General features: G+C 71.6%; 22 protein-coding genes and 1 pseudogene. 9 read left to right on the top strand and 14 right to left on the bottom strand.

The genetic code is table 11. From position 1 onward, the window contains the following. Nucleotides 1-4: 4 nt before the first annotated feature. From BT364_RS12475 to BT364_RS12460, 4 genes are all read right to left on the bottom strand, one after another. Nucleotides 5-2,569, bottom strand: coding sequence for an ABC transporter permease (locus BT364_RS12475; protein WP_072485215.1), 2,565 nt, complete (start codon nucleotides 2,567-2,569; stop codon nucleotides 5-7). Beyond that, complete coding sequence (locus BT364_RS12470; protein ID WP_072485214.1) at nucleotides 2,566-3,363, bottom strand: ABC transporter ATP-binding protein; 798 nt, start codon at nucleotides 3,361-3,363, stop codon at nucleotides 2,566-2,568. The genes BT364_RS12475 and BT364_RS12470 overlap by 4 nt, the downstream gene beginning before the upstream one ends. Then, on the bottom strand, nucleotides 3,360-3,650 hold the full coding sequence (locus BT364_RS12465) for an SHOCT domain-containing protein (RefSeq protein ID WP_072485213.1): 291 nt from the start codon (nucleotides 3,648-3,650) through the stop codon (nucleotides 3,360-3,362). Before BT364_RS12465 ends, BT364_RS12470 begins: the two co-directional genes overlap by 4 nt. Before the next feature lie 297 nt (nucleotides 3,651-3,947). Beyond that, nucleotides 3,948-5,162 carry an ROK family protein gene (locus BT364_RS12460; protein ID WP_072485212.1) on the bottom strand — a complete coding sequence of 405 codons (1,215 nt, stop codon included), beginning with the start codon at nucleotides 5,160-5,162 and terminating at the stop codon, nucleotides 3,948-3,950. A gap of 108 nt (nucleotides 5,163-5,270) precedes the next feature. Between BT364_RS12460 and BT364_RS12455 the strand changes: the two genes are divergently transcribed. Then, nucleotides 5,271-6,494, top strand: coding sequence for an MFS transporter (locus BT364_RS12455; RefSeq protein WP_072485211.1), 1,224 nt, complete (start codon nucleotides 5,271-5,273; stop codon nucleotides 6,492-6,494). 39 nt (nucleotides 6,495-6,533) lie between these two features. Further along, a pseudogene (locus BT364_RS12450) lies at nucleotides 6,534-6,695 on the top strand (maleylpyruvate isomerase N-terminal domain-containing protein); the annotation flags it as partial. On the opposite strand, the gene BT364_RS12445 reads toward BT364_RS12450, so the two are convergent. The 3 genes from BT364_RS12445 to BT364_RS12435 form a co-directional block, all read right to left on the bottom strand. Further along, complete coding sequence (locus tag BT364_RS12445) at nucleotides 6,695-7,360, bottom strand: response regulator (RefSeq protein ID WP_072485210.1); 666 nt, start codon at nucleotides 7,358-7,360, stop codon at nucleotides 6,695-6,697. The pseudogene BT364_RS12450 and the gene BT364_RS12445 sit on opposite strands and share 1 nt — an antisense overlap. Next, nucleotides 7,357-8,619, bottom strand: coding sequence for a sensor histidine kinase (locus BT364_RS12440; protein WP_107408218.1), 1,263 nt, complete (start codon nucleotides 8,617-8,619; stop codon nucleotides 7,357-7,359). Before BT364_RS12440 ends, BT364_RS12445 begins: the two co-directional genes overlap by 4 nt. Nucleotides 8,620-8,730: 111 nt before the next feature. Then, nucleotides 8,731-9,462: a TetR/AcrR family transcriptional regulator gene (locus BT364_RS12435; protein ID WP_072485208.1), complete on the bottom strand. Its 732-nt coding sequence runs from the start codon at nucleotides 9,460-9,462 to the stop codon at nucleotides 8,731-8,733. Between the two features lie 128 nt (nucleotides 9,463-9,590). On the opposite strand from BT364_RS12435, the gene BT364_RS12430 reads away from it, so the two are divergent. Continuing rightward, nucleotides 9,591-10,043 carry a nitroreductase family deazaflavin-dependent oxidoreductase gene (locus BT364_RS12430; protein WP_072485207.1) on the top strand — a complete coding sequence of 151 codons (453 nt, stop codon included), beginning with the start codon at nucleotides 9,591-9,593 and terminating at the stop codon, nucleotides 10,041-10,043. Between the two features lie 119 nt (nucleotides 10,044-10,162). Here the strand turns inward: BT364_RS12430 and BT364_RS12425 are convergent, their stop codons facing one another. Then, entirely contained in the window at nucleotides 10,163-11,377 is a 1,215-nt protein-coding gene (locus BT364_RS12425) for a geranylgeranyl reductase family protein (RefSeq protein ID WP_177328098.1), read from the bottom strand. A 183-nt stretch (nucleotides 11,378-11,560) separates the two neighbouring features. Between BT364_RS12425 and BT364_RS12420 the strand changes: the two genes are divergently transcribed. From BT364_RS12420 to BT364_RS12410, 3 genes are all read left to right on the top strand, one after another. Further along, the gene (locus BT364_RS12420; protein ID WP_072485205.1) at nucleotides 11,561-12,925 is read left to right on the top strand and encodes a dipeptidase; all 1,365 of its coding nucleotides are present in this window, start codon (nucleotides 11,561-11,563) and stop codon (nucleotides 12,923-12,925) included. 91 nt (nucleotides 12,926-13,016) lie between these two features. Next, nucleotides 13,017-13,457, top strand: coding sequence for a hypothetical protein (locus BT364_RS12415; protein ID WP_072485204.1), 441 nt, complete (start codon nucleotides 13,017-13,019; stop codon nucleotides 13,455-13,457). A gap of 40 nt (nucleotides 13,458-13,497) precedes the next feature. Beyond that, nucleotides 13,498-14,205, top strand: a complete 708-nt coding sequence (locus tag BT364_RS12410) for an MBL fold metallo-hydrolase (protein WP_072485203.1) — start codon at nucleotides 13,498-13,500, stop codon at nucleotides 14,203-14,205. Here the strand turns inward: BT364_RS12410 and BT364_RS12405 are convergent. Beyond that, on the bottom strand, nucleotides 14,164-15,201 hold the full coding sequence (locus BT364_RS12405) for an NUDIX hydrolase (RefSeq protein ID WP_072485202.1): 1,038 nt from the start codon (nucleotides 15,199-15,201) through the stop codon (nucleotides 14,164-14,166). The two genes, BT364_RS12410 and BT364_RS12405, sit on opposite strands and share 42 nt — an antisense overlap. A 209-nt stretch (nucleotides 15,202-15,410) precedes the next feature. Here BT364_RS12405 and BT364_RS41470 point away from each other — a divergent pair, with 209 nt between their 5' ends. After that, nucleotides 15,411-15,587 (top strand): hypothetical protein, encoded by a 177-nt coding sequence (locus BT364_RS41470; RefSeq protein WP_177328097.1) that lies wholly within the window; start codon nucleotides 15,411-15,413, stop codon nucleotides 15,585-15,587. A gap of 150 nt (nucleotides 15,588-15,737) precedes the next feature. On the opposite strand, the gene BT364_RS12400 is transcribed toward BT364_RS41470, so the two are convergent. Genes BT364_RS12400 through BT364_RS12390 form a run of 3 tightly spaced genes read right to left on the bottom strand, consistent with a single transcriptional unit; the run spans nucleotide 15,738 to nucleotide 18,911 of the window. Beyond that, nucleotides 15,738-16,664 (bottom strand): carbohydrate ABC transporter permease, encoded by a 927-nt coding sequence (locus BT364_RS12400; RefSeq protein ID WP_072485201.1) that lies wholly within the window; start codon nucleotides 16,662-16,664, stop codon nucleotides 15,738-15,740. Beyond that, on the bottom strand, nucleotides 16,661-17,575 hold the full coding sequence (locus BT364_RS12395) for a carbohydrate ABC transporter permease (RefSeq protein WP_072485200.1): 915 nt from the start codon (nucleotides 17,573-17,575) through the stop codon (nucleotides 16,661-16,663). Before BT364_RS12395 ends, BT364_RS12400 begins: the two co-directional genes overlap by 4 nt. Nucleotides 17,576-17,621: 46 nt before the next feature. Next, complete coding sequence (locus tag BT364_RS12390) at nucleotides 17,622-18,911, bottom strand: ABC transporter substrate-binding protein (RefSeq protein ID WP_072485199.1); 1,290 nt, start codon at nucleotides 18,909-18,911, stop codon at nucleotides 17,622-17,624. Nucleotides 18,912-19,178: 267 nt separating this feature from the next. Here BT364_RS12390 and BT364_RS12385 point away from each other — a divergent pair, with 267 nt between their 5' ends. Next, nucleotides 19,179-21,221 (top strand): NPCBM/NEW2 domain-containing protein, encoded by a 2,043-nt coding sequence (locus BT364_RS12385; protein WP_079179419.1) that lies wholly within the window; start codon nucleotides 19,179-19,181, stop codon nucleotides 21,219-21,221. 101 nt (nucleotides 21,222-21,322) lie between these two features. Here BT364_RS12385 and BT364_RS12380 read toward each other — a convergent pair whose 3' ends face one another. Beyond that, nucleotides 21,323-22,276 (bottom strand): ROK family protein, encoded by a 954-nt coding sequence (locus tag BT364_RS12380; protein ID WP_072485197.1) that lies wholly within the window; start codon nucleotides 22,274-22,276, stop codon nucleotides 21,323-21,325. A gap of 180 nt (nucleotides 22,277-22,456) precedes the next feature. Here BT364_RS12380 and BT364_RS12375 point away from each other — a divergent pair, with 180 nt between their 5' ends. After that, nucleotides 22,457-23,485: a LacI family DNA-binding transcriptional regulator gene (locus tag BT364_RS12375; protein ID WP_072485196.1), complete on the top strand. Its 1,029-nt coding sequence runs from the start codon at nucleotides 22,457-22,459 to the stop codon at nucleotides 23,483-23,485. Between the two features lie 16 nt (nucleotides 23,486-23,501). Here BT364_RS12375 and BT364_RS12370 read toward each other — a convergent pair whose 3' ends face one another. Then, entirely contained in the window at nucleotides 23,502-24,800 is a 1,299-nt protein-coding gene (locus tag BT364_RS12370) for a DUF6986 family protein (protein WP_072485195.1), read from the bottom strand. Nucleotides 24,801-24,981: the final 181 nt, after the last annotated feature.

The raw sequence follows: 24,981 nt of genomic DNA, 5'->3' as shown, positions 1-24,981 counted from the left end.
TGCGCTACTCGGCGGCGATGGCGCGGAGCACGTTCAGCCGCGCCGCCCGCCGGGCCGGGCGCCGGCCCGCCAGCACTCCGGCGGCGATCCCCACGAGGGCGACCACCAGGAGTCGCAGCGGCGGCAGGTCGAAGGCGACGGCGGTGTCACCCGCGGACGCCTCGACCAGCACCCAGCCGAGGAAGCCGCCGAGCAACAGGCCTCCCGCCGTGCCGAACGCGGCCACCAGGACGGATTCCCAGCGGACCATCGAGCGCAACTGGCTCCTGGTCTGTCCCACCGCTCGCAACAGGCCCATCTCCCTGGTCCGTTCGTGGAGGGCGAGGGTGAGGGTGTTGGCGATGCCCAGCAGGGCGATCAGCACGGCGAGGGCCAGCAGGGCGTAGACCAGGGTGAGCATCATGTCGATGCCTCCGGCCGAGGACCGCGCGTACTCGCCGCGGGTCTGTACCTCGGGGTTGCCGTACGCCGCCGCGGTCTTCACGACCGCCGCCCTGCCGTCGGCGGTGGACACGCCGGGCCGGAAGGAGACGGCGATCAGCGAGTCGGAGTCCTGTGCACGGTGCGGAGCCCAGGCCTGGCGGGTGATGACGTAGTCGCCTGCCAGTTCCGACCGGTCGTAGACGGCCCGGACGGTGAACTCGCGCCGCTTCCCGTCGGCGAAGGCGAGCCGGGCGGTGGAGCCGGGGTGCAGAGCGCGCTTCGCGGCCTCGGTGCCGGAGACGGCGATCCCGTCCGTACCCAGCCCCGCCAGCGAGCCGTCGACCCGGCCGAGGTCGAAGACCTTGCCGAGTGCGGCCGGGTCGGTCACGGTCAGGGCCCGTCCCGCACCGTCCACCTTCGCGACACCCTTGCCGAGGCCGACGGCGGCCGCGACCTGCGGCAGCCGGTCGACGGCCGGGGCGAGCCGGGGGCTGAGGCCGCTGCCGCCCGCCCCGAAGGAGGGCACGCTGATGGCGACGTCGCCGGCGAAGGAGCGGTCGACGGTCCGGTTCATGGTCGCCTTCAGCGACGCTCCGAAGACGGTGAAGAGGGAGACCACGGCGACGCCGATCATCAGCGCGGTCGCGGTGGACGCAGTCCGCCGGGGGCTGCGCAGGGCGTTGCGCCCGGCCAGCCGGCCGGTGACGCCGCGCAGCCGGTCGAGCGGGGCGCCGAGGGCCTGCACCGCGTACGTGGCGGCGACCGGGCCGAGGACCACGAACGCGGCGAGTGCCAGCACCGCGCCGACGGCCGACAGCCAGACGGACGGGGCGGCCAGGGCGCCGGTCAGGATGACGCCGACGGAGGCCACCAGCAGCACGGGCCCGGCAAGGGCGCGCGTCCGGGACGCCCCGGAGTCGTCGACGGCGCTCTCGCGCAGTGCGGCGAGCGGAGCGGTGCGTCCGGCCCGGACGGCGGGCAGGACCGCGGAGCCGAGGCAGACCAGGACTCCCACGGTGAGCGGCAGCAGCAGCGAGACGGCGCCGATCACCAACGAGCCGTCGGGGAACGGGAATCCGACGGCGGGGAAGAGCGCCTGGAGGGCAGCGGCGATGCCGATGCCTCCGGCCAGGCCCGCGGCGGAGGCGATCACGGCAACCGCGCCGGCCTCCACGAGTGTCGAGGCAAGGACCTGACGGCGTGCGGCGCCGAGGGCGCGCAGCAGGGCGTTCTCGCGGGTCCGCTGGGCGACGACGATCGCGAAGGTGTTGTGGATGGAGAAGGTGGCGACGAGCAGCACGATGCCCGAGAAGACCAGCAGCAGCGTGGTGAACAGGCCGAGAAAGGCACCGGAGATCAGGTCCCGGTTCTCGGCGGCCGCGGCCTGTCCGGTAACGGCCTCGACGCCCTCGGGCAGCACCGGCCGCAGTGCGTCGACGAGTTCCCGCTGGCTGGTGCCGGGGCCGGCGCGGACCTGGATGGCCGATGCCCGGCCTGGCTTCGGCGTGAGGTACTTCTCGGCGTCGGCCCGTGTCATGGCCGTGTAGGTGACCTGCCCCATGCCGTCCTGGCCGCCGAAGGTGGCCAGTCCGACGATTCGGACGTGTACGGGGTCGGGGGTGCGCAGCACGGTCGTGTCGCCGATCCTGAGCCCGCCCCGTTCGGCGGTGCCTCGGTTGACGACGACCTCACCGGGGGCGGCCGGGGCGCGGCCGGCGGCGAGCCGGTACGGGTTGAGTTCGGGGTCGTCGATCCAGTTGCCGGCGAGGGTGGGCGGGCCCTGGCCGCCGATGGGGGTGCCGTCGGCGCCGATGAGCTGGCCGGCACCCTGGATGTCGGGGGCCGCCGCGGCGACGCCGGGCGTCCGCTCGATCCGCTTCAGGAGTGCGGTGCCGACCGGCTGCCGGGTGCCCTGGGTCTCACCGGCGACGGTGACCACGTCGGAGCCGCGCACGACGGCGTCGGTTCCGGCGTTGGCGTCGGCGAACAGCGTGTCGAAGCTCGCGCGCAGTGTGTCGCCCATGACGAGTGTCCCGGTGAGGAACGCGACGCCGAGCAGGACGGCGACGAACGTACCGGCGAAGCGGCGTCTGTGGGTGCGGAGCGAGGCGATGCTCAGGCGTAGGGAGGCCCGGGTGCCGTTCATGCCGTCACCGCCTGCGCGAGGGGTGGGGGGGCGAAGGACTTGAAGCGGTCGAGCACGCGCTCCGCCGTGGGGTCGGGCATGCGGTCGACGAGCCGGCCGTCGGCGAGGAAGACGACCTCGTCCGCGTGGGCGGCGGCGACCGGGTCGTGGGTGACCATGACGACGGTACGGGCGGTCTGCCGGACGGTGCGGCCGAGCAGCCGGAGCACTTCCTGACCGGAGCGGGAGTCGAGGTTGCCGGTCGGTTCGTCGGCGAAGACGACATCGGGGCTGCCCGCGAAGGCCCGGGCCACCGCCACCCGCTGCTGCTGTCCGCCGGAGAGTTCGCCGGGCCGGTGGTGCAGCCGGTCGCGGAGCCCGACGGTGTCGACGAGGGCGTCGAGCCACTCCTGGTCGGGCCGCTCCCCCGCGAGGTCGAGGGGAAGGGTGATGTTCTCGGCGACGGTGAGCGTGGGCAGGAGGTTGAAGGACTGGAAGACGAAGCCGATCCGCCGTCGGCGCAGCAGGGTGAGCCTGCGGTCGCCGAGCGCGCCGATGTCGGTGTCGCCGATGAAGGCGGAGCCCGAGGTGAGCGTGTCGAGTCCGGCGGCGCAGTGCATCAGGGTGGATTTACCGGATCCGGAGGGCCCCATGATGGCGGTGAACCGTCCGGCCGGGAAGTCGACGCTCACCCCGTCCAGGGCCCTGACCCGGGTGTCGCCCGTGCCGTAGAGCTTCACGGCGTCGACGACCCGGGCGGCGGAGGCGGGTACGGATGCGGGGGTGGGTCCGGAGGTCGGGACGGCGGTGGTCATGCGAGACCCCCCTTGCCGCCGCGGCCGAACTGTTCGTCCAGGACGGAGAGTCGGCGCCAGTATTCGTCCTCGTCGATCTCCCCGGCCGCGAAGCGCCGCCCGAGCAGGGTGATCGGTGACGGTTCGGCGGGACCCTCCTGGGTGGTACGGGCCTGCCAGGGGCCTCGTCGGCCGCGCCGGGCGGTACGGCGCAGCAGGGTGACTCCGCCGATGACGACGGCCGCCCAGAAGAGCGGGAAGAGGAGGATCCAGAGCCCGGGTCCACCGCTGTACGCCAGGGTGTTCATCTCGGTCAGCTCCCTCGGTTCGGGGTCCGCGGTCAGGTTTTCCTGACGCTTTCGAGCCTCGCCCGGGGAGGGGGTCCGAGTCGTCGTACGGCCGGCGGCCGTGCGCGTACCCCCTCGGGAGTACGTGGCGCTCCCGCGGCTGCTCCCGGCGACGACCGGGGCGAGGACTCCCCGCTGAACCAGTACGCGCCCTTGTGTCTGCGGGCGGCCCCGGAGGGCATGGCGAGGACGCCCGGAGCGGGACCGGCTCGGCGAGGGACAGCAGTGGTGGCGGCCCCGAACCGCTCCGGGCCCCCGTCAGGCCAGCGCGGCCAGCGGGTCGTCCAGCACCGGCTGCCAGGCCAACTCCGCAGCGCCCACCAGGCTGTTGTGGTCGAGCGTGCACGGCAGGATCGGCACACTGCCGCTCCGTCCCCACAGGCTGCGGTCGGCGACCACCGCACGCAGCCGCTCCGGGTCCGCGTCGAGCAGGGCGCGGTGCAGTCCGCCGAGGATGATGCGGTCGGGGTTGAGGATGTTGACCAGTCCGGCGAGCCCGAGGCCGAGCCGGTCGATCAGCTCCTCGGCCGCGCCGCGCACCGCCGCGTCCTCGTACTCCGTGCGCAGCAGATCGCCGGCCTGCTTGAGCAGCGACTCCTCGGGGCCGGGTTCGCGGCGGGCGGCGACGAGGAAGGCCAGCGGGTCGGTCTCGACGTCCAGGCAGCCGCGCCCGCCGCAGTGGCAGGGGCGCCCCTCGGGGTTCACCGTGAGATGACCCACCTCCAGGGCGAGGCCCGAACTCCCGGTGTGCAGGCGGCCGTCGAGGACCAGGGCGCCGCCCACACCCCGGTGGCCGGTGGCCACGCAGAGCAGATGCTGGGCGCCGCGGCCCGCGCCGTGCCGGTGTTCGGCGAGCGCGGCGAGGTTGACGTCGTTCCCGGTGAACGCCGGTCCAGGGATGCCCGCTTCACGTACGCAGTCGGCGAAGATCTCGCTCACCGGGGCACCGGCCGGCCAGGCGATGTGCAGCGGGTTGAGCGCGGTGCCCTCCGGTTCGGCGACCGCCGACGGCACCGCGAGCCCCGCGCCGACACAGCGCAGTCCGCTGTCCCGCAGCAACCGGGCGCAGTCGTCGACCACTTCACCGATGACCTGCGCCGGGTCGGCCGTGACGGTGACACAGCCGGGAGCGGTGGCCACCAGCCGTCCGCCCAGCCCGACGAGCGCGGCACGGAATCCGTCGGCGTGCACCTGAGCGGCGATGGCGACCGGTCCGGACTCCCGGACCGACAGCCGGTGCGAGGGGCGGCCCTGCGAGCCGGCGGCGGAGCCCGGCCGGGAGTCGACCCGGATCAGGCCGAGCGCCTCCAGCTCCGCGGCGACCGCACCGGCCGTCGCCCGGGTGACGCCGAGCTCGGAGGTGAGGACGGCGCGGGTGGGCGCACGTCCGGTGTGGACCAGTTCCAGCGCGGGTCCGAGCGCGCTGCGGCCCCTCTCCAACTTTGTCCGAGTGGTGGACACCTTGCCGTTCATGGGGGCGAGTCTCCCATGGTCCGGAGGTACGCCCGACGCCCCGGTGGCGCGGTTGTGCCCCTGCCGACCGTCTTGCGTCCATTGTCGCGGCGCCCCTATGCTGAATTTGTGCCGCAACTAAACAAACCGCGGACGGCTCTACCGGGGGGACCGGGCGGAAACACCGCCGCATCTCCGTCGGCCCGCCTCCGCACCGCCCTTACCGTGTTCTTCGCCCTCGACGGCTTTCTCTTCGCCGGCTGGGTGGTCCGTATCCCGGCCATCAAGCACCAGACCGGTGCCTCCGCCGCCACTCTGGGTCTCGCCCTGCTCGGGGTCTCCGCCGGGGCGGTGGTGACCATGATGTTCACCGGCCGGCTGTGCCGGCGCTTCGGCAGCCACCCGGTGACCGTGGTCTGCGGTGTACTGCTCTCCCTCGCCATCGCCCTGCCGGCGCAGACGAGTTCGGCGCTCGCGCTCGGCCTGGTCCTACTGGTCTTCGGTGCCGCGTACGGCGGGATGAACGTGGCGATGAACAGTGCCGCGGTCGATCTGGTCGCCGCACTGAGGCGCCCCGTGATGCCCGGCTTCCACGCGGCTTTCAGTCTCGGCGGGATGGTCGGCGCCGGACTCGGCGGACTGGTCGCGGGCGGCCTCTCCCCAGGCACCCATCTCCTCGCCCTCACCGGGACCGGGCTCCTGGTCACCGCGGTGGCCGGGCCGGTGCTGTTGCGTCACCCGGCACCCCGGCCCGCGGTCCAGGCACCGAGCGCCGAGGCGCCCCGGCGGCTGAGCGGGCGGGCCCGCCGGCTGGTGCTGCTGTTCGGCCTGATCGCGCTCTGCACCGCCTACGGCGAAGGCGCCCTGGCCGACTGGGGCGCACTCCACCTGGAGCAGGACCTGCACGCCCACCCCGGCGTCGCGGCCGCCGGCTACTCCTTGTTCGCGCTGGCCATGACGGCGGGCCGGCTCAGCGGCACGGCCCTGCTCGAACGGCTCGGTCAGACCCGCACCCTCGTCCTGGGCGGTGCGACGGCTGCCGTCGGGATGCTGCTCGGTTCGCTCGCCCCCAGCACGTGGCCGGCCCTTCTGGGCTTCGCAGTCACCGGGCTCGGCCTGGCCAACATCTTCCCGGTCGCGGTCGGCCGGGCCGGTGAGCTGGCCGGGGCCGGCGGGGTGGCCGCCGCGTCGACGCTCGGCTACGGCGGGATGCTGCTCGGGCCGCCGGCGATCGGCTTCCTGACCGACTGGTTCTCGCTCCCGGTGGCCCTCACCACGGTGGCGCTGCTGGCCACCGCGGCCGCGGCGCTGGGGTACGGGGCACGCAACGCGACCCATGCGCCGGTGGCCTGATCCGGCGGGGACAGGAGCCCGGACCGCTGGCACAGGGCCATGGAGATCACGGACCACATCAAGTCCCTGGGCGCCGAGGGACAGTTGCTGGCTTCCGCCGCGCAGGAGGCGGGGACCGGCGCCCCGGTGCCGACCTGTCCTCAGTGGCGGGTGCGCGATCTGCTGCGGCACACCGGGATGGTGCACCGCTGGGCGACGGCTCAGCCGAGCCAGCCCGGACGAACCAGCCCCGACTCGTAGGCGAGGACGACGAGTTGGGCCCGGTCACGGGCGCCCAGTTTCACCATGGAGCGGCTGACATGGGTCTTGGCGGTGAGCGGGCTGACGACCAGCCGCCGGGCGATCTCCTCATTGGAGAGCCCTATGCCGACGAGCGCCATCACCTCCCGCTCCCGTTCGGTGAGTTCGCTCAGGCCCGTCGACGCCGCGGGCTCCTTGGAACGGGCCGCGAACTCGGCGATCAGGCGGCGGGTGACCCCGGGCGAGAGCAGCGCGTCGCCGCCCACCACCGCGCGTACGGCGCGCAGCAGTTCGTCCGGTTCGGTGTCCTTGACGAGAAAGCCGGAGGCCCCGGAGCGGATCGCCTCGAAGACGTACTCGTCGAGCTCGAAGGTGGTGAGCATGACCACCTTGACGCCGTCCAGCCGGGCGTCCTCGGTGATGGCACGGGTGGCGGCGAGGCCGTCGAGATGCGGCATCCGGATGTCCATCAGCACGATGTCGGGCCGCAGTTCGCCCACCATGCGCACGGCTTCCGCGCCGTCGGCTGCCTCCCCCGCCACCTCGATGTCGGGCTGGGCGTCCAGCAGGGCGCGGAAGCCCGCCCGGACCAGCGACTGGTCGTCGGCGAGCAGTACGCGGATCACGGTGTCTCCTCTTTCTGTTCCGGTGCGCCGGACGAACCGGGCGGCAGCGGAAGCTCGGCCCGCACCCGGAAGCCGCCGTCGGCCCGGGGGCCCGCCTCGATCGTGCCACCGAGCCCGGCGGCCCGCTCCCGCATTCCCGCCAGCCCGTTGCCGCTGCCTCCGGCGTCGTCGCCGGTGGCGGGTCCGTCGTCGTCGATACGGAGCCCGATGCGGCCGGGCCCGTAGGCGATCCGGACCCGCGCGGTACGCGATCCGGAGTGCCGGACCACGTTCGTCAGCGCCTCCTGGACGATGCGGAAGGCAGCGAGGTCCGCGCCGGGCGGAACCGACGGCCGTTCGCCGTCGGTCTCGAAGGTGACGGTGAGTCCGGTGCTCGCCGCCTGTTCGACGAGTTCGGGGAGCCGGTCGAGTCCGGGGGCCGGGGCCCTGGGGGCGTCCCCGGGGGTGCGCAGGGTGTCGAGGACCTGACGGACCTCGCCCAGCGCCTCCTTGCTGGCGGCCTTGATGGTGGTGAGCGCCGCACGCGCCTGCTCGGGGTCGGAGTCCAGCAGCGCGAGACCCACGCTCGACTGGACGTTGATGACGGAGATGCTGTGGGCCAGGACGTCATGGAGTTCGCGCGCCATCCGCAGCCGTTCCTCATCGGCCCTGCGCTGCTCCGCAGCCTCCCGCTCCGCCCGCCGGTCCGCCCACTGCTCACGGCGTACACGTACGAACTCGGCGGCGGCGACGACGGCCACCACCCAGGCGGCGATGCCCAGTTCCTGTCCCCAGCGGGCGGCGTGGTCACCGGCGGGCGGCAGCCACCGGTAGAGCCAGTGCGCCACCAGGACATGTCCCAGCCAGACCATGCCGACGGCCGACCAGGCGGCCCGCCGGTGTCCGGAGACGACGGCGCTGAAGCAGCCGACAGCGACGGCCAGGAAGACCGGTCCGTACGGATAACCGGCCACCAGATAGATCATCGCCGCGACCGAGCTGCCGAAGGCGGCCACCACGGGGTGCCGGTGGCGCAGCAGGAGCACGGCGACGGCCAGGAAGAGCAGCAGCCGCGCGAAGAGGTCCAGCGGGGCCCGCTCGTCCATCTGCCCCCGGGCCGCGATGGTCGAACCGATCATGACGACGGCGCCGAGCAGGATCGTCGACGGCCAGGGCAGCCGGGAGGCGGAGCGCCCCGGTTCCCCGGTCAGCCACCGCGGCGGCTCGCCGTGCGCCCAGGGGGGACCGCCGCCGCTTCCGTGTGAGCGCTGCTCTTCCATGTCGGCCACGCTAGACCGCAGACCCCGGCGAGGGCGTCAGCCGGGCGTGGTGATCACCCGTACTCCGTGGGGAGTACGTCGTACGGGGCGGGGTGACGGGTGAGGGGTCCGTCAGCCCTTGCCGGCGGTGGCCCTTGCGCCGTTCCTCGCGCCGAGCAGGCCGACCGTGCGGGCCAGTTCGGTGACGGCCTCCCGGAAAAAGACCTCCTTGGCCTCCACCACCCGGTGGAACTGGCCGAAGATCTCGAAGGAGATCAGTCCGAACAGCTGTGACCAGGCGGCGATCAGCGGGGCGGCGGCCTCCGGCGGAAGGCCGGGGGCGAGGTCGGCGGACATCCGCTCGGCCTCGGCGCGCAGGTCGTCGGCGAGCGGCGGCAGGGCCAGGCCGTCCGTGCGGCAGGCGTCCGTGACCACGGCAATCAGGACGAAGCCGACGCGGGAGGCGGGGCCGATCGTAGCCTGCGGCGCGGTGTAACCGGGCACGGGCGAACCGTAGATCAGGGCGTACTCGTGGGGGTGGGCCAGCGCCCAGTCACGCACGGCGCAGGTGACGGCGACCCAGCGGGCGAGGTGGGTGGCGGCGTCGGCGCAGGCGGTCCGGTGGGCGGCCTCCGCGATCTCTCCCACGGAGTCGTACGCGTCGACGATCAGGGCGGTGAGCAGCTCGTCCCGGCTGGGGAAATAACGGTAGATGGCGGACGACGCCATACCGAGCTCTCGCGCGACGGCGCGCAGCGACAGCTTGGCGGCGCCCTCGGCCGCGAGCTGCTTCTTCGCCTCGTCCTTGATCGCGGCGGTGACCTCGATGCGGGCCCGTTCTCTGGCTCCTCGGACAGTGCTCATGGTCCTCAGTCTGCCATGAACGCAGAGCACCGACCAAGAATGAGAGCAGTGCTCTTGCTTTTAAGCACCCGCCCCGCGCACACTGATCTCAAGCGAGAGCACCGCTCTCAAATCACCGAGGGGTCACCATGTCTCAGCCGTACTACCTCCAGGGCAGCGCCCTCAACGTCCGGATGAACGGCATCGTCGGCTGGCTCGCCCGCCACGGCCTCAGCCTTTTCGGCTCGGCCGAGATGTCCGTGCGCGGCCGCAAGAGCGGGCAGATGCAGCGCGTCCCCGTGAACCCCCACACCCATGAGGGCGCGCAGTACCTCGTCTCCGCCCGGGGCCACTCCCAGTGGGTGCGCAACATGCGCGTCGCCGGCGGCGGCGAGCTGCGGGTGGGCCGCAGGACCCGCGGCTTCACAGCCGTGGAGATCGCGGACGACGAGCAGAAGGCGCTGGTCATCCGCACCTACCTGGAGCGGTGGGGCTGGGAGGTCAAGGACTACTTCCAGGGCATCACCGCGAAGTCCTCGGACGCCGAACTGCTGGCGGCCTGCCCGGACCATCCCGTCTTCCGGATCACTGTGGAGGGCTGACCGTGCGGCCGGACCCTCCCTGGCACCGGAGGCCGGGCGACGTCCGCCCGGCCGGGGTCCGTCCGACCCTGATCGGCCGGACAGACCCCCCGCCCCCGGCCCCGGTCCGCTGGACAGGCCTAGCGGTCCATCGCGGACAGAGCCCGCTGCGCCAGCGGGTGCGTACGGACCAGCTCGCCGAGCGAGGTCGTTCCGCGGGTGATTCCCGCGAAGGCGTTCCAGGCCGGGCGGAATCCGGTCAGCACCGCGTGCAGCACCCCCGGGCGGCGCTCGAACAGCTTCAGCATGCGCCGTCCGACGCCCATCTCGACACCGAGGCCCGCCTTGATGGCGAACGCGTAGTTCAGCGCCTGGCGCCGGGCGTCCACCGCGTCGTGCGACTCCGCGATCCGGACCGCCCACTCTCCGGCCAGCCGACCCGACCGCAGCGCGAAGGAAATCCCCTCGCGGGTCCACGGCTCCAGCAGCCCCGCCGCGTCGCCGCACACCAGCACACGCCCGCGTGACAGCGGCGAGTCGTCACTGCGGCAGCGCGTCAGATGCCCGGAGGAGATCTTCGGTTCGAAACCGGCGAGGCCGAGCCGGGCGATGAAGTCCTCCAGATACCGCTTGGTCCCCGCCCCGTCGCCCCGTGCCGAGATCACACCGACGGTCAGGACATCGCCCTTGGGGAAGACCCAGCCGTAACTGCCTGGTATGGGGCCCCAGTCGATGAGCACCCGCCCCGCCCAGTCCTCGGCGACCGTCGCCGGAACCGGGATCTCCGCCTCCAGGCCGAGGTCCACCTGGTCGAGCTTCACCCCGACATGGGCTCCTATCCGCCCCGCGCTCCCGTCGGCCCCGACGACCGCGCGGGCCAGGACCGTCTCGCCGCCGGACAGCACCACGGCGACCGTGCGCCGGTCGGGCACCGAGGCGCCGTGCTGCTCGACCCTGGTCACCGTCGCGCCGGTGCGCAGTTCGGCGCCCGCCTTCTGCGCCTCCTCGACCAGACCCGCGTCGAACTCGGGGCGGTTGATGAGGCCGAAGAGCATCCGCTTGGAGCGGCGGGTCCGCGCCAGCCTGCCGTTGAGCGAGAAGGTGACCGCGTGGATCCGGTCCCGCAGCGGTAGTTCGAACCCGGGCGGCAGCGAGTCACGCGAAAACCCGATGATGCCGCCGCCACATGTCTTGTACCGGGGAAGCTCCGCCTTCTCGAGGAGCAGCACCCGTCGGCCGGCGACTGCCGCCGCGTATGCCGCGGAGGCTCCGGCCGGTCCGCCGCCGACTACGACGACATCCCACACGGACGACTCTTCGTGCTCCTGTACGGCGTCTGCGTTCTCGCTGCTCACGATGTGCTTCTGCTCCCGATCCCACCAGTGGCCCATGCTGCTCACGGCATCCTACGGCGCGTTGCCCCCGGCCCCCGCTGTGGGAGGATCGACCGTACGTTCGTCCTGCATGCGACGCCGCACATTCGGTGCGCATGTAGCCGGATTCGTATACATAACGTCGCACCCACGAGGAGCGTGCCCATGACCGCCCGTCCGATTTCCGAGACCATTGCCTCGCTGATGCCCCGCGCCAAGGCGGAGCTGACCGAGCTGGTGGCCTTCCAGTCGGTGGCGGATCCCGCGCAGTTCCCGAAGAGCGAGTGCGAGGCGGCCGCCGACTGGGTCGCCGACGCGCTGCGCGCCGAGGACTTCCAGGACGTCGCCCTTCTCGACACCCCCGACGGCACCCGGTCGGTCTACGGCTTCCTGCCCGGTCCGGCCGGCGCTCCGACCGTACTGCTCTACGCGCACTACGACGTGCAGCCGCCGCTCGACGAGTCCGCCTGGCTCTCCCCTCCGTTCGAGCTGACGGAGCGCGACGGCCGCTGGTACGGGCGTGGCTCGGCCGACTGCAAGGGCGGCTTCATCATGCACCTCCTCGCCCTGCGCGCCCTCAAGGCCGACGGCGGCGTCCCGGTCTCCGTGAAGGTGATCGCCGAGGGTTCCGAGGAGCAGGGCACCGGCGGTCTGGAGCGGTACGCGGAGGCACACCCCGAGCTGCTGGCCGCCGACACCATCGTCATCGGCGACACCGGCAACTTCCGGGTCGGTCTGCCGACGGTCACCGCGACGCTGCGCGGCATGACGATGCTGCGGGTCACGCTCGACACCCTCGAAGGGAACCTGCACTCCGGGCAGTTCGGCGGCGCCGCCCCGGACGCGCTGGCCGCGATGATCCAGCTGCTGGCCTCGCTGCGCGCCGAGGACGGCACCACGACCGTCGACGGGCTCGCCACGGACACCGAGTGGGACGGACTCCAGTACCCGGAGGCCGATTTCCGCAAGGACGCGAAGGTCCTCGACGGGGTCGGGCTGATCGGCACGGGCACGGTCGCCGACCGCATCTGGGCCCGGCCCGCCGTCACGGTCATCGGCATCGACTGCCCGCCGGTGATCGGCGCGACGCCGTCGCTCCAGGCGAGCGCGCGGGCCCAGGTCAGCCTGCGGGTCCCGCCGGGCCAGGACGCCGCCGAGGCGACCGCGCTGCTGACCGCCCACCTCAAGGCCCACGCCCCGTGGGGGGCCAGGGTGACGGTGGAACAGGTCGGCCAGGGCCAGCCGTTCCGCGCGGACACCTCCAGCCCGGCGTACACGTCGATGGCGCAGGCGATGGAGGTCGCGTACCCGGGCGAGAAGATGCAGACGTCCGGCATGGGCGGCTCGATCCCGCTCTGCAACACCCTCGCCGCCCTCTACCCGGAGGCGGAGATTCTGCTGATCGGCCTGAGCGAGCCGGAGGCACAGATCCACGCGGTGAACGAGAGCGTCTCGCCCCAGGAGCTGGAGCGGCTGTCCCTCGCCGAGGCTCTGTTCCTGCGCAACTACGCGGAGTCCAAGCGCGCCTGACGTTGCGTCACCGATCGTGCCGCGTTCCGGCGGACCGGGTCCGGACCACCCTCCGCGGGCCGGTCCGGGCCCGGTTCCATAGGATCGGCCCGTGACAACGGGGACGGGGATCGGCTGGGCACTGCCGACGGAGGCCGAACGACTGCTGCAGGAGTCGGCGGCGAGCGGAAGCACGGAAGCGGTGCTCGACGCGCTCTCCCGCCGCCGGCTCCATGTGATGGCCGCCCGGTTGCACGCCGACACCCCGGGATTCACCGCCCCGTTCCCCTCGCAGTACGCCCCCGTGACCGGCCGGACGTGTGTCCCCGTGCTGACGTCCGGCATGTTGCCGCCCTGGCATCCGGGGTGGATGTTCCACCAGGTCTCCCTCAAGTGGATCGCCGAGTGCGGCTGGCACGACCCGCAGTCCTTGCTGTCGGTGAACCCCACGTCCCTTGGCGGTGACCCCGGTTCATGCCGGCCCCGCGGGCCCCGGGGTGTCCGTGCGGCCGCACCGCCGCTACGCGCTCGGCGAAGCTCGCCCAGAGCGTAGACCGACGTTTCCGGGCGGGCCGTTCGCGTACGTTCGTGGCATGGATCTCGTCGAAGTACTCCCCCAGCTGCACATGTTCCGCTTCCCCATCGGCCAGGCGTACCTGTGGCGCGACGGCACCGATCTGACGCTGATCGACGCGTGTGACAGCGACGCGGCGTCCGCGATCGAGGACGGGGTGCGCAGCCTGGGTCTGGACCCGGGCCGTATCTCCCGGATCGTCGTCACCCACGGGCACTGCGACCACTACGGCGCCGCGCAGGAGCTCGCCGACCGGCACGGAGCCGAGATCCTGGCCCATCGGCTGGACGCCGCGGTGATCCGGGGCGAGGAGGAGATCGCCGGTCCCGTCCTGCTCGACTGGGAGCTCCCGCTGTGGGAGCACACGCGGACCGTGCCCCCGGCCCCGCCGACCCGGGTCGACCGCGAGCTGGCCGACGGCGACGAGCTCGGGTTCGGTCAGGGGGCCCGGGTGGTCCACTCCCCGGGCCACACACCCGGCTCCATCGGGATTCATCTGCCGCACCACGGTGTGCTGTTCACCGGGGACTGCGTGGCCAGGGTCGACCGGGTGATGCTCGGCGTGTTCAACACCGACCGGGAGCAGGCCCTGGCCTCCTTCCGGCGGCTGGCGGCGCTGGAGCCGGCCACGGTCTGCTTCGGGCACGGCGATCCGGTCACCACCGACGCCGCCGCGATGCTTGCCTCAGCCGACCGGGACTCCGGCCTCCAGGTTGAGCACGGCTGACCGCTCGCGGGCGCGCAGTGCCCAGCGCAGCCGTTCGTACCGGGTCGGGGGCAGCAGGGTGGCCGCTTCCGCCTCGGTGACGAACCGCCAGCCGCGCAGTTCGGATCCGGGCAGCAGCAGCCGCTGGGCTTCCGCGCCGGTCAGCAGGCCGCCGTCGAAGATCAGCCGCAGGCCCCCGTAGCCGGGCGGGCTGGGTGCCTCCCAGTCGACGACGAGGAGTTTCGGCACCCGGCCGAGACGGATGCCTATCTCCTCGGCCACTTCACGGATCCCGGCCTGCGCCGGTGCCTCGCCGGACTCGACCACTCCGCCGGGGAACTCCCAGCCGGGCTTGTACGTCGGGTCGACGAGCAGGACCCGGTCGTACTCGTCGAAGAGCAGTACGCCGGCCGCCACGGTCTCCGCGGTCGGCTCGGGTGTCTGCACGATCTCGCACGGGGTGGCGGCGCCACTGCTGACCGCCTCGGCGATGCGCTCGGCCGTTCCGTACGGGGTGAGCGCGCCGGTGTCGAGGACGTGGGCGTCCCGGCTGAGCCAGCCGAGCGCCGCCCGGTAGGGCTCGATGTGCTGGTAGGCCCACTGCCGTACCCGTTCGCTGTGCTCCGGGTCGTCGGGGTACTCCACGCGGTCGGCGATCCGCTTGCGCAGGATCGTTTCCTCAGGTGAGAGCAGGACATGGCGGACCCCGATGCGCCGGGAGGCCAGCCCTCCGAAGATTTCGTCGCGGTACTCCTGCCGCAGCAGAGTCATCGGCACCACCAGCACACCGGACACCTCGGCGAGCAGGGCCGCCGCGGTGTCCACGACCAGTCGCCGCCAGATCCGCAGGTCCTGGAAGTCCGTCACCTCGGCGAGTCTCTTCTGGGGCAGCAACTGCCGCAGCTCCCCGCCGATCAGTTCGGGGTCGTAGAAAGTGCTGTTCGGGATCAGATCGATCAGTTCACGCGCGGCGCTCGTCTTGCCCGCGCCGAACGCACCGTTGATCCAGACGATCACGGTTCCCCCTCTTCCGTAGCCCCCTGTGGCTTGCCCGCAACACCCTGCCGCGAAAACCCGGCTGTGGCGATGTCTGTTTCCCGAACGGAACCTCCGGATGCCCACGGCCGACGCCCGTTCGCATACGTCCGGCCGTGCATCCGGCCGTGACGGTGAGGCGGGAAGGTCGTTGGAGCGGACATGTCCGACCGACGACCAGGGGGTGCAGTATGCGTCGCACAGTACTTGAGCAGTTTCCCGCAGGAGGGCCGCGGGGCAGTTGGCCTGCGGAGGAGTTCGCGGCCGCCCGCCGCTGCGAGGGCGTCGCGGCCGAGGTCGTGATGGATCTGGAGCAGGACGCGTTCCTGGTGGTCGTTCCGCAGCAGTCGCCGGACCGGGGCCGCTGAGGCCGGGGCCCGGTCCGGTCCGGCACCGGGCTCCACTCGACCGGACGGGCCGCGGGCGGCCCCGGAAGAGTCACCCCGTCTCTCCTCTTCCCTCACTCTTCCCTCACCAGCGGAAGAGGCGGGTCCGCCCCGGGCGGCTGCCACAGCCCCCTACCCCTTGCCGGAACCCAGGGTGAGGCCCGCGATGAAGTGGCGCTGGAGCAGCAGGAAGACCACGAGCGTGGGCAGGGCGACGATCACCGAGCCCGCGGCGAGCAGGTTGTAGTCGGTGAAGAACTGGCCCCTGAGGTTGTTCAGCGCCGAGGTGATGGGGAGTTTGTCGCCGTCGGAGATGAAGACCAGTGCCCACAGGAAGTCGTTGTACATCCAGGTGAACTGGAGCGTGCCGAGCGCGGCCAGGGCCGGGCGGCACAGGGGCAGCGTGATCCTCCAGTACTGGGTCCACACGCCCGCGCCGTCGACTATGGCCGCCTCCAGGATCTCCTGCGGCAGGGTGCGCATGAAGTTGGCCAGGACGAAGACGCAGAAGCCGAGCTGGAATCCGATCTGGACGGCGACGACGGCCCAGTACGAGTCGAACATCGTCATCGAGTCGGACATCCAGTAGGGCAACGGGATGCGGTTGAACACCACGTACAAGGGCGTCACGATCACCTGCTGCGGCAGCAGGTTCCCGGCGGTGAAGAGCATGAGCAGGACGAGCCCGCCGCGCATCCTCAGGCGCGCCACCGCGAAGGCCACGAACGAGGCGAGGAAGAGGGTGACGAGCACCCCGGGGATCGCGATGATCAAGGTGTTGACGAAGTACTTCGTCATGCCGGAGTCGGTGAACGCCTGCCGGTAGTAGTCCAGGGAGAGATGGCGGGGCAGCGAGAAGTAGCCGTGCTCCGAGGTCTCGTCGTACGGCCGCAGCGAGGCGTACACCGCGAGCAGGAGCGGGGCGAGAAAGGCGAGGGAGACCGCCATCAGGAAGGCATGGACACCGATCCGGCCGGCGCGGTTCCGGCGCCGGGCTGCGGCGGGAACCGGCGGCGCCGGCCGTGCGGCGGGGCGGGCGGGGGCGGCTTCGACGGTCAACGGTTCTTCTCCCCTCGGAGCTCCTGGACCAGATACGTCACGACGAATCCCAGGGAGACCACGAGCATGACCACGGCGATGGCGGAGCCGAAGCCGATCCGGCTGGCCTCACCGATGATGTTGTCGGTGACGAGCACCGAGAGCAGTTCGAGTCCGTTGCGGCCGTGGTTGACGGCGTACACGATGTCGAACGCGCGCAGGGACTCGATGACGGTGATGACGCCGACGATGACGTTGACCGGCCGCAGGGTGGGCAGGACGATGCGGAAGAAGGTCTGGGCCTCGCCCGCCCCGTCGATCGCCGCGGCCTCCTTCAGCGAGGGGTCGACGGCCTTCAGTCCGGCGAGGTAGAGGATCATCACGTAGCCGGTGTGCCGCCAGGCGGCGGCGAGCAGGACCATCCATATGTTGAGGTCCGGGTCGCCGAGCCAGTCCGTCGGTGAACCCGTGTCCCCGATGACCGCGTTCAGTGCGCCCTGATCGCGGGAGAAGACCAGCTGGGCGATGAATCCGACCACGGCGAGCGACAGCACGACGGGCATGTACAGCGTCGACTGGTAGAAGCGGCTGAAGCGCACCCCCCGGTCGATGAGCACCGCCAGCAGCAGCCCGAACGGGGCGGCGACCAGGCCGAGGAAGGCCAGCCAGAGCAGATTGTGCCGGGCCGCGGGCCAGAACTGCGGGTAAGTGGTGAAGAGGTTCTCGTAGTTCTGCGTACCGACCCACTTGATGTCACCGATGCCGTCCCAACCGGTGAAGGAGAGCATCACCGAGGCGAGGGTCGGCCCCCAGACGATGGCGGCGTCGAGCAGAACGGGTATGCCGAGCAGCACACCGAGTACGGCGAGGTCGCGGCCGGTGAACCGCCGCGCGGCCCGCCGTCCGGTGCGCCGGGCCGGGATCAACGACACGGTCGGTACTCCAGATTCGGTCGGATGCCATCGGGGTCGTCCGGGGTCAGCCGGCGGCGAAGATGCTCTTCTTCTGCCGTTCGATGTCGTTGACCAGTCCGTCCACGTCGTCCGGGTCGCTGATGAACTTCTGGATCGCCGGGATCATGACCGTGGAGGAGAAGTCCGGCCTGGTGTCCCGGTCCAGGAACTGGGAGATCTGCTTCGCGCCGGAGACCAGCTCCACGGCCTTCTTCTGGAGCGGTGAGTACGCGGAGATGTCCGCCTGGTCGCTGACCGCGATGTTGTTCGGGTCGCTCTTCAGGTAGATGTCCTCGGCCTTCCCGGTGGCGAGCCACTTGAGCAGGTCCTTGGCGCTCTCCAGGGTCTTCTTGTTCCTGAGGTTCTTCGACTTCTTCGCCAGCAGGAACCCGTCGATGGGTGCCTCGACCGCGTCCTGCCCGTGCTCCGGGTCGATGACGGGGAAGGGGAAGAAGTCGATGTCGTCCTGTTCGCCCTTGGGGAACTGGGCGCCGGGGTGCGGCAGTCCGAAGACGGCCATGCCGGCCTCCTTCTTCTGAAGGCTGTTGGCGGCCTCCTGCCAGGTACGGCCGTTGGCGCCCTGCTGGCAGTACGGCAGAAGCCGGCGCCAGGTGTCGAAGACCTCCCTGACCCGCTTGTCCGTCCAGGCGACTTCACCCGCCATCAGGCTCTTGTGGAATTCGTAGCCGTTGGTCCGCATGTCGATGTAGTCGAAGGTGCCCATGGCGGGCCAGCCGTCCTTGTCGCAGAATGCGATCGGGTCCAGCTTGTCCTTCTTCATCTGCCGGGCGAGCGCCACGTACTCGTCAAGTGTCTTCGGCGCCTGATAACCGCGGTCGGCGAAGAGGCTCTTGCGATGGAAGACGGCCCACGGATAGTAGTAGTACGGCGTGAGGTACTGCTTGCCGTCCGCCCCGGTGGACTGGGCCTTCAGCGCGGGTGAGAAGCCTTTGTAGTCCTGCCAGTTGTCGCTGATGTCGTGCAGCAGCCCTTTCTCGGCGAAGAACTGCATCCGGTTGCCGGCGAACCACATGAAGACGTCGTCCGGCTTGCCCTGGAGATACCGGCTGATGTTCTCCTGAAAGGTGTTGTGGTCGACGGTGTTGACCTCCACCTTCCGTCCGCCCGACTGCGCCTCGTACGCGGCGAAGGCGGCGGCGAATGCCTTCTTCGGAACGGGGTCGGAGGAATTCGAGCCCAAGGTGATGGTCTTTCCGTCGCCACCGGGGCCGCCCCCGCAGGCGGTGAGCAACGCGGGCAGCGTCACGGCTCCGGCACCAACGGCCGCACCACGCAGCAGACTTCGCCGGGACATCCGATGTCCCGTGACACTTCCCGGCACACCTGACCTGTCGTCATCAGACTGCGTCATGCCCAGCTCCTCCGGAGATGCAACCCAACACAACCGAACGTGCGATTGGATCTCACCCCCAAGTCATGTTGCAGTCAAGGGTTTTGACGAGATGACGGACAACCGTCGCCGTCCCTCTACCAACAGACTTCAACACGCTCTAACGTAATCGCACGCATTGGCGTGCACATGCTGTCATCCGATCATGCACGAGTATGGAGGAACGTAACGATGCGTCATCTTCCAACCCGTACAACCCGAACCAGCCGTCGTGGAGTCATCGGAGCGTTGATGGCCGGGCTGCTGTGTGCCGCGGGCACGACCGTTCCCGCCGTCGCCGAATCGCCGGCTTCCGCTCCCGGCCATGCCGTGGCACCGCAGTCCGGAAACGGCCTTGCGCTCACCCCGCCGATGGGGTTCAACAATTGGAACTCCACGCACTGCCGGGCCGAGTTCGACGAATCGATGGTCAAGGGAATCGCCGACATCTTCGTCGAGAAGGGTCTCAAGGACGCGGGCTACAGGTACGTCAATCTCGACGACTGCTGGGCGAAGCCGCAGCGCAATGCGGAAGGCAAGCTGGAGGCCGATCCGCAGCGCTTCCCGAACGGGATCAAGGAAGTCGCGGACTATGTCCACTCCAAGGGCCTCAAAATCGGCATCTACACCAGCGCCGGAACCAAGACCTGCGCCAGCGTGGGATTCCCGGGCGCGCTGGGCCACGAGTACAGCGACGCACAGCAGTTCGCCGACTGGGGCATCGACTATCTGAAGTACGACAACTGCAACAACCAGGGCGTCGACGCGAAGCAACGCTATACGACGATGCGGGACGCGCTGGCCGCGACCGGCCGCCCCATCGTCTACAGCATCTGCGAATGGGGCGAGAACAAGCCCTGGGAGTGGGCCGGTGAACTCGGCAACCTCTGGCGCACGACCGGCGACATCAACGACAGTTGGGCCAGCATGCTGTCGATCATGAAGAAGAACCTGCCCCTGGCGGCCGCCGCCGGCCCGGGGCACTGGAACGACCCCGACATGCTGGAGGTCGGCAACGGCGGCATGACGGACACGGAGTACCGCACGCACTTCTCCATGTGGTCCGTGATGGCGGCGCCGCTGCTCATCGGCTCCGATCTGCGCAAGGCGAGCACGGAGACCTTCGAGATCCTCTCCAACCACGAGGTCATCGCCGTCGATCAGGACCCGCTCGGCAAGCAGGGCACCGTGCTCTCCTCCGTCGACGGACGCTGGGTGGTCGCCAAGGAGATGGCGGACGGCAGCCGCGCCGTCGCCCTCTTCAACGAGACCGGCAGCGCACAGCGCATCGCGACGACAGCCGCGGCGGTGGGGCTGCCGAAGGCCGACGGATACACGATGCGTGACCTGTGGCAGCACAGGTCGTACAACACGGCGGGCACCGTGGCGGCGACGGTCCCGGCGCACGGGACGGTGCTGCTGCGGGTCGCCGCCGACGGCGAGTGGGCCGCGCATCCGCCCGCCGTTGAACTCGGCCTGGAATCCAGCCCGTTGATCGAGGCCGGACGCACCGCCACGCTGACCACTACCGTCACCGGCCTGGGCCGTACCCCCGCCAAGAAGATCTCGGCGCTGCTCACCGGCCCCTCGGGCTGGCAGGTGAAGGCGGTGTCGCCGACCGGTACGCCGGCCCTGCCGGCCGGCCGTACCCTGGCCACCCGCTGGCAGGTGACGGCCCCGGCGGGCACCCCCACCGGTACGTACGATCTGACACTCGACGCCCGGTACCGCTCACCGGACGGGACGCTGGTCCGGTCCACGGTCCCGTTCCGGGCCCATGTGGTGGTCGCGCCACCGTCGGGCGCCAACCACCTCGGCGATCTGCCGCAGCTCTCCGCCGCCAACGGCTGGGGCCCCGTCGAGCGGGACACCAGCAACGGTGAGAGCGGTGCGGGCGACGGCCATCCGCTGACCATCGGCGGCGCGGTCTTCGCCAAGGGCCTCGGCGTGCACGCCGACAGCGCCGTCGAGTTCTACACCGGCGGGGCGTGCGGCACCGTGACGGCGCGGGTCGGGGTCGACGACGAGGCGGGCGCCGGGGGGACAGTCGCCTTCGAGGTCTGGGCCGACGGTGAGAAGGCGGCGTCGACCGGTGTGCTGACCAACGCGATGCCCGCCCAGCCGGTCACCGCGGATGTGAGCGGTGCGCAGGTGGTACGTCTGGTGGTCACCGACGGCGGGGACGATGTCGACTCCGACCACGCGGACTGGGCGGACCTGCGGATCACCTGCTGACGAGAAACCGCGGTGGCGGCGACGCCACGCGTGCGGCCGCCGGGCGGGCTCCAGGACCGAGCTCCTGGAGCCCGCCCGGCGCTGCCCGCGTGTCGCGCCGGTCAGCTCTGTGCCGCCACGCCGCCCGGGCCGACCCGCGCCGCCGCGGCGGCCGCGCCGACCAGTCCCGCGTCGGTGCCCATCACCGCCGGGGTCACCTCGATCCGCCGGATGAAGGAGAGCGTGGCGTACTGCCGCAGGGCCCGGCGCAACGGTGCGAAGAGGATGTCGCCCGCACCGGCCACTCCCCCGCCGATCACCGCGATGTCGATCTCGACGAGCGCGGCGGTGGCGGCGATCCCGGCGGCCAGCGCCTGGGCGGCGCGCTCGAACGAGGCGAGGGCGACCGGGTCCCCCGCACGCGCGGCGGCGGCCACGGCGGCGGCCGAGGCATCGCCGTCCGGTCCGGGCCGCCAGCCGGCCTCCAGCGCCCGGCGGGCGATGTTCGGACCGCTGGCGATGCGCTCGACGCAGCCGCGCGATCCACAGGGGCACGGGTCGCCGTCCAGGTCCACGCTGACATGACCGATGTGCCCGGCGTTGCCCGTGGCGCCGGGGTGCAGCTTGCCGCCGAGAACGAGCCCGCCGCCGACACCGGTCGACACGACCATGCAGAGCGCGTTGTCGTAGCCCCGGGCGGCGCCCAGCCAGTGCTCGGCGGCCGTCATCGCGACCCCGTCGCCGACCAGCTCGACGGGCAGTCCGCCGACCGCTTTGCCGACCCGCTCCACCAGCGGGAAGTCGCGCCAGCCGGGGACGTTCACCGGGCTGACCGTGCCGGCCGAGGCGTCGACCGGGCCCGCGCTGCCGATTCCGACCGCCGTCGCCCGCCCCCACAGCGGGGAGCCGGACAGCTCGGCGAGGACCTCCGTCACGGCGCCCATGACCGCCTCGGCGCTCTCGCGGGCGGGCGTCGGCCGCTGCGCCCGTACGAGAAGCGCGCCGTCGCCGTCCACCAGCGCGGCAGCGATCTTGGTGCCGCCGATGTCCAGCGCGGCGACGAGGTCGGTATGCATCGGTGTGGCTCCGTGAGTAGGGGGCGGGGACCTGCGGCTTCAGGAAACAGTCTGCCCAGTCTCCATTCAGCTGACAACGTTGTCCAGGGCCTATGCTCGACGGCACAGCCTCCGGTCGGCTCCGCGGCACCGCCCACGGACCCGTCGGACCGCCCGCACCCGAGGACAGGACAGCGCACCGTGGCCGAGACCGCCCGTCACTCCGAGACCCGTTACGGCAACCGGCCGACCATGAAGGATGTGGCGGCCCGCGCCGGAGTGGGCCTCAAGACGGTCTCCCGCGTGGTCAACAGCGAGCCGGGGGTCACGCCCGACACCGAGCGCCGGGTCCAGGAGGCCATCGAGGCGCTCGGCTTCCGGCGCAACGACAGCGCGCGCGTCCTGCGCAAGGGCCGCACCGCCTCGATCGGCCTGGTCCTGGAGGATCTCGCCGACCCGTTCTACGGGCCGCTGAGCCGAGCGGTGGAGGAGGTCGCACGGGCCCACGGCGCCCTGCTCATCAACGGGTCGAGCGCCGAGGACCCGGAGCGCGAGCAGGAGCTCGCACTCGCCCTGTGCGCGCGCCGGGTGGACGGGCTCATCGTGATTCCGGCCGGTGACGACCACCGCTATCTGGAGCCGGAGATCAAGGCGGGCGTCGCCACCGTCTTCGTGGACCGCCCGGCGGGCCGCATCGACGCAGACATGGTCCTCTCCGACAGCTTCGGCGGCGCCCGCGAGGGCGTCGCCCATCTGATCGCGCACGGCCACCGCCGGATCGGCTTCATCGGCGACCAGCCGCGCATCCACACCGCCACCGAGCGACTGCGCGGCTATCACGCGGCGATGGCGGACGCGGGGACGCGGGTCGAGGACTCCTGGGTGTCCCTCGGCCCGACCGATCCCGACCGGGTCCGGGCCGCCACCGAGCGGATGCTCTCCGGCCCCGAGCCCGTCACCGCCGTCTTCGCGGGCAACAACCGGGTGACGGTCACGGTGGTGCGTGTCCTCGCCGAGCAGGAACGCCGCATCGCCCTGGTCGGCTTCGACGACATCGAACTGGCCGATCTGCTCGGCATCACCGTCATCTCCCAGGACGCCGCCGCCGTCGGCCGCACCGCCGCGGAGCACCTCTTCCGCCGTCTGGACGGCGCCGACCACACCCCGGCCCGGGTGGAACTCCCCACGACGCTCATCGCGCGCGGCTCGGGCGAGCTGCCGCCCGCCTGAGCCGCGCGGTCGGCGGCTACGGTGCGGTCACCGTGAGATCGGCCCGTCGCGGCGACGCGAACGCGTCCAGCTCCGCCCGCGTCAGCCCGGTCAGCCGGGCGACCTCGGCGGTGTCCAGGGCGCCGCAGTCGATGCCGCGCAGAAGGTAGCTGATCAGCGCCTTGGCGGTGGCGGGTTCGTCCATGACGTCGCCGCCGGCCTTGGCCACGTACGCGGCGAGCCGCGCGGCGGCCTGCTCCAGGCCCTCGCGGTAGAAGGTGTACACGGCCGCGTACCGGGTCGGCAGATGACCCGGGTGCATGTCCCAGCCCTGGTAGTAGGCACGGGCCAGGGCGCGACGGGTGAGGCCGTAGTGGAGCCGCCAGGCCTCGTGGACCTGCGGGGTGGGACCGACCGGGAGGACGTTGGTGGAGCCGTCCGAGACCCGTACGCCGGTGCCCGCGGCGGCGACCTGCATGACGGCCTTGGCGTGGTCGGCGGCCGGGTGGTCGCTGGCCTGGTAGGCGGCGCTGACGCCGACGCAGGCGCTGTAGTCGAAGGTGCCGTAGTGCAGGCCGGTGGCACGGCCCCGCGCCGCGTCGATCATGCGGGCGACAGCGGCGGTGCCGTCGGCCGCGAGGATGGACTGGCTCGTCTCGATCTGGATCTCGAAGCCGAGCCGCCCGGCGGGCAGCCCGTGTGCCTGCTCGAACGCCTCGAGCAACCGGACGAAGGCGGTGACCTGCTCGGGGTAGGTCACCTTGGGCAGCGTGAGGACCAGTCCGTCGGGCAGGCCGCCGGCCTGCATCAGACCGGTGAGGAAGATGTCCGTGGTGCGGATGGAACGGTCGCGTACGGCGGCCTCCAGGCACTTCATCCGGATGCCCATGTACGGGGCCGCCGTGCCGTTCTCGTACGCCTCCGAGACCAGCCGGGCGGCGCGGGCGGCGGCCTCGTCCTCCTCGGCGTCGGGGCGGGGGCCGTAGCCGTCCTCGAAGTCGATGCGGAGGTCCTCGACCGGCTCGCGCTCCAGCTTGGCGTGCACCCGGTCGTGGACGGGCGCGGCGAGTTCGTCCGGAATGCCGAGGACGGCGGCGAACGAGGCCGCGTCCGGGGCGTGCTCGTCGAGGGCCCTGAGGGCCTGGTCGCCCCAGGAGCGGATGGTGTCCACGGTGAACGTGTCGCCGGGGACGTAGACCGTGTGGACCGGCTGGCGCGTACCCGGGTCTCCCGGGTAGCGGCGTGCCAGCTCGGCGTCGACCGCGGTGAGGGAAGCGCTGATCTCCTCGCTGACCGCACCTGCGAGGCTCGTTGCCACCTTCTCCTGCTGACCCATTTCCACACCCTCCACAGTCACACTGTTTCCGCTTCCCGGAGTCAACAATCCGCATAGTGAAGCTATAAGGCCGTCGGACCTGCGTCAACGGTGGTCGGAAAGGGTGCGGGGCCGTGTGGTGCGTGTGCACCACACGGCCCCGGACCGTGGGAATGGGTTGCGGCTGCCCCGGCCGGGTCAG

The organism is Streptomyces atratus, assembly GCF_900119365.1.
GTDB classification, from domain to species: Bacteria; Actinomycetota; Actinomycetes; order Streptomycetales; family Streptomycetaceae; genus Streptomyces; species Streptomyces atratus_B.
Note: the sequence above shows the minus strand (reverse complement) of the source record. Positions and strands in the feature narration are given on the sequence as shown.

Excerpts from the sequence above, each read along its gene's own strand:
- BT364_RS12370 (WP_072485195.1), bottom strand. The coding sequence starts at position 24,800 with ATGGGTCAGCAGGAGAAGGTGGCAACGAGCCTCGCAGGTGCGGTCAGC.
- BT364_RS12430 (WP_072485207.1), top strand. The coding sequence starts at position 9,591 with ATGTCTCAGCCGTACTACCTCCAGGGCAGCGCCCTCAACGTCCGGATG.
- BT364_RS12470 (WP_072485214.1), bottom strand. The coding sequence starts at position 3,363 with ATGACCACCGCCGTCCCGACCTCCGGACCCACCCCCGCATCCGTACCC.
- BT364_RS12385 (WP_079179419.1), top strand. The coding sequence starts at position 19,179 with ATGCGTCATCTTCCAACCCGTACAACCCGAACCAGCCGTCGTGGAGTC.
- BT364_RS12465 (WP_072485213.1), bottom strand. The coding sequence starts at position 3,650 with ATGAACACCCTGGCGTACAGCGGTGGACCCGGGCTCTGGATCCTCCTC.
- BT364_RS12440 (WP_107408218.1), bottom strand. The coding sequence starts at position 8,619 with ATGGAAGAGCAGCGCTCACACGGAAGCGGCGGCGGTCCCCCCTGGGCG.
- BT364_RS12435 (WP_072485208.1), bottom strand. The coding sequence starts at position 9,462 with ATGAGCACTGTCCGAGGAGCCAGAGAACGGGCCCGCATCGAGGTCACC.
- BT364_RS12420 (WP_072485205.1), top strand. The coding sequence starts at position 11,561 with ATGACCGCCCGTCCGATTTCCGAGACCATTGCCTCGCTGATGCCCCGC.
- BT364_RS12460 (WP_072485212.1), bottom strand. The coding sequence starts at position 5,162 with ATGAACGGCAAGGTGTCCACCACTCGGACAAAGTTGGAGAGGGGCCGC.
- BT364_RS12410 (WP_072485203.1), top strand. The coding sequence starts at position 13,498 with ATGGATCTCGTCGAAGTACTCCCCCAGCTGCACATGTTCCGCTTCCCC.
- BT364_RS12475 (WP_072485215.1), bottom strand. The coding sequence starts at position 2,569 with ATGAACGGCACCCGGGCCTCCCTACGCCTGAGCATCGCCTCGCTCCGC.
- BT364_RS41470 (WP_177328097.1), top strand. The coding sequence starts at position 15,411 with ATGCGTCGCACAGTACTTGAGCAGTTTCCCGCAGGAGGGCCGCGGGGC.
- BT364_RS12390 (WP_072485199.1), bottom strand. The coding sequence starts at position 18,911 with ATGTCCCGGCGAAGTCTGCTGCGTGGTGCGGCCGTTGGTGCCGGAGCC.
- BT364_RS12380 (WP_072485197.1), bottom strand. The coding sequence starts at position 22,276 with ATGCATACCGACCTCGTCGCCGCGCTGGACATCGGCGGCACCAAGATC.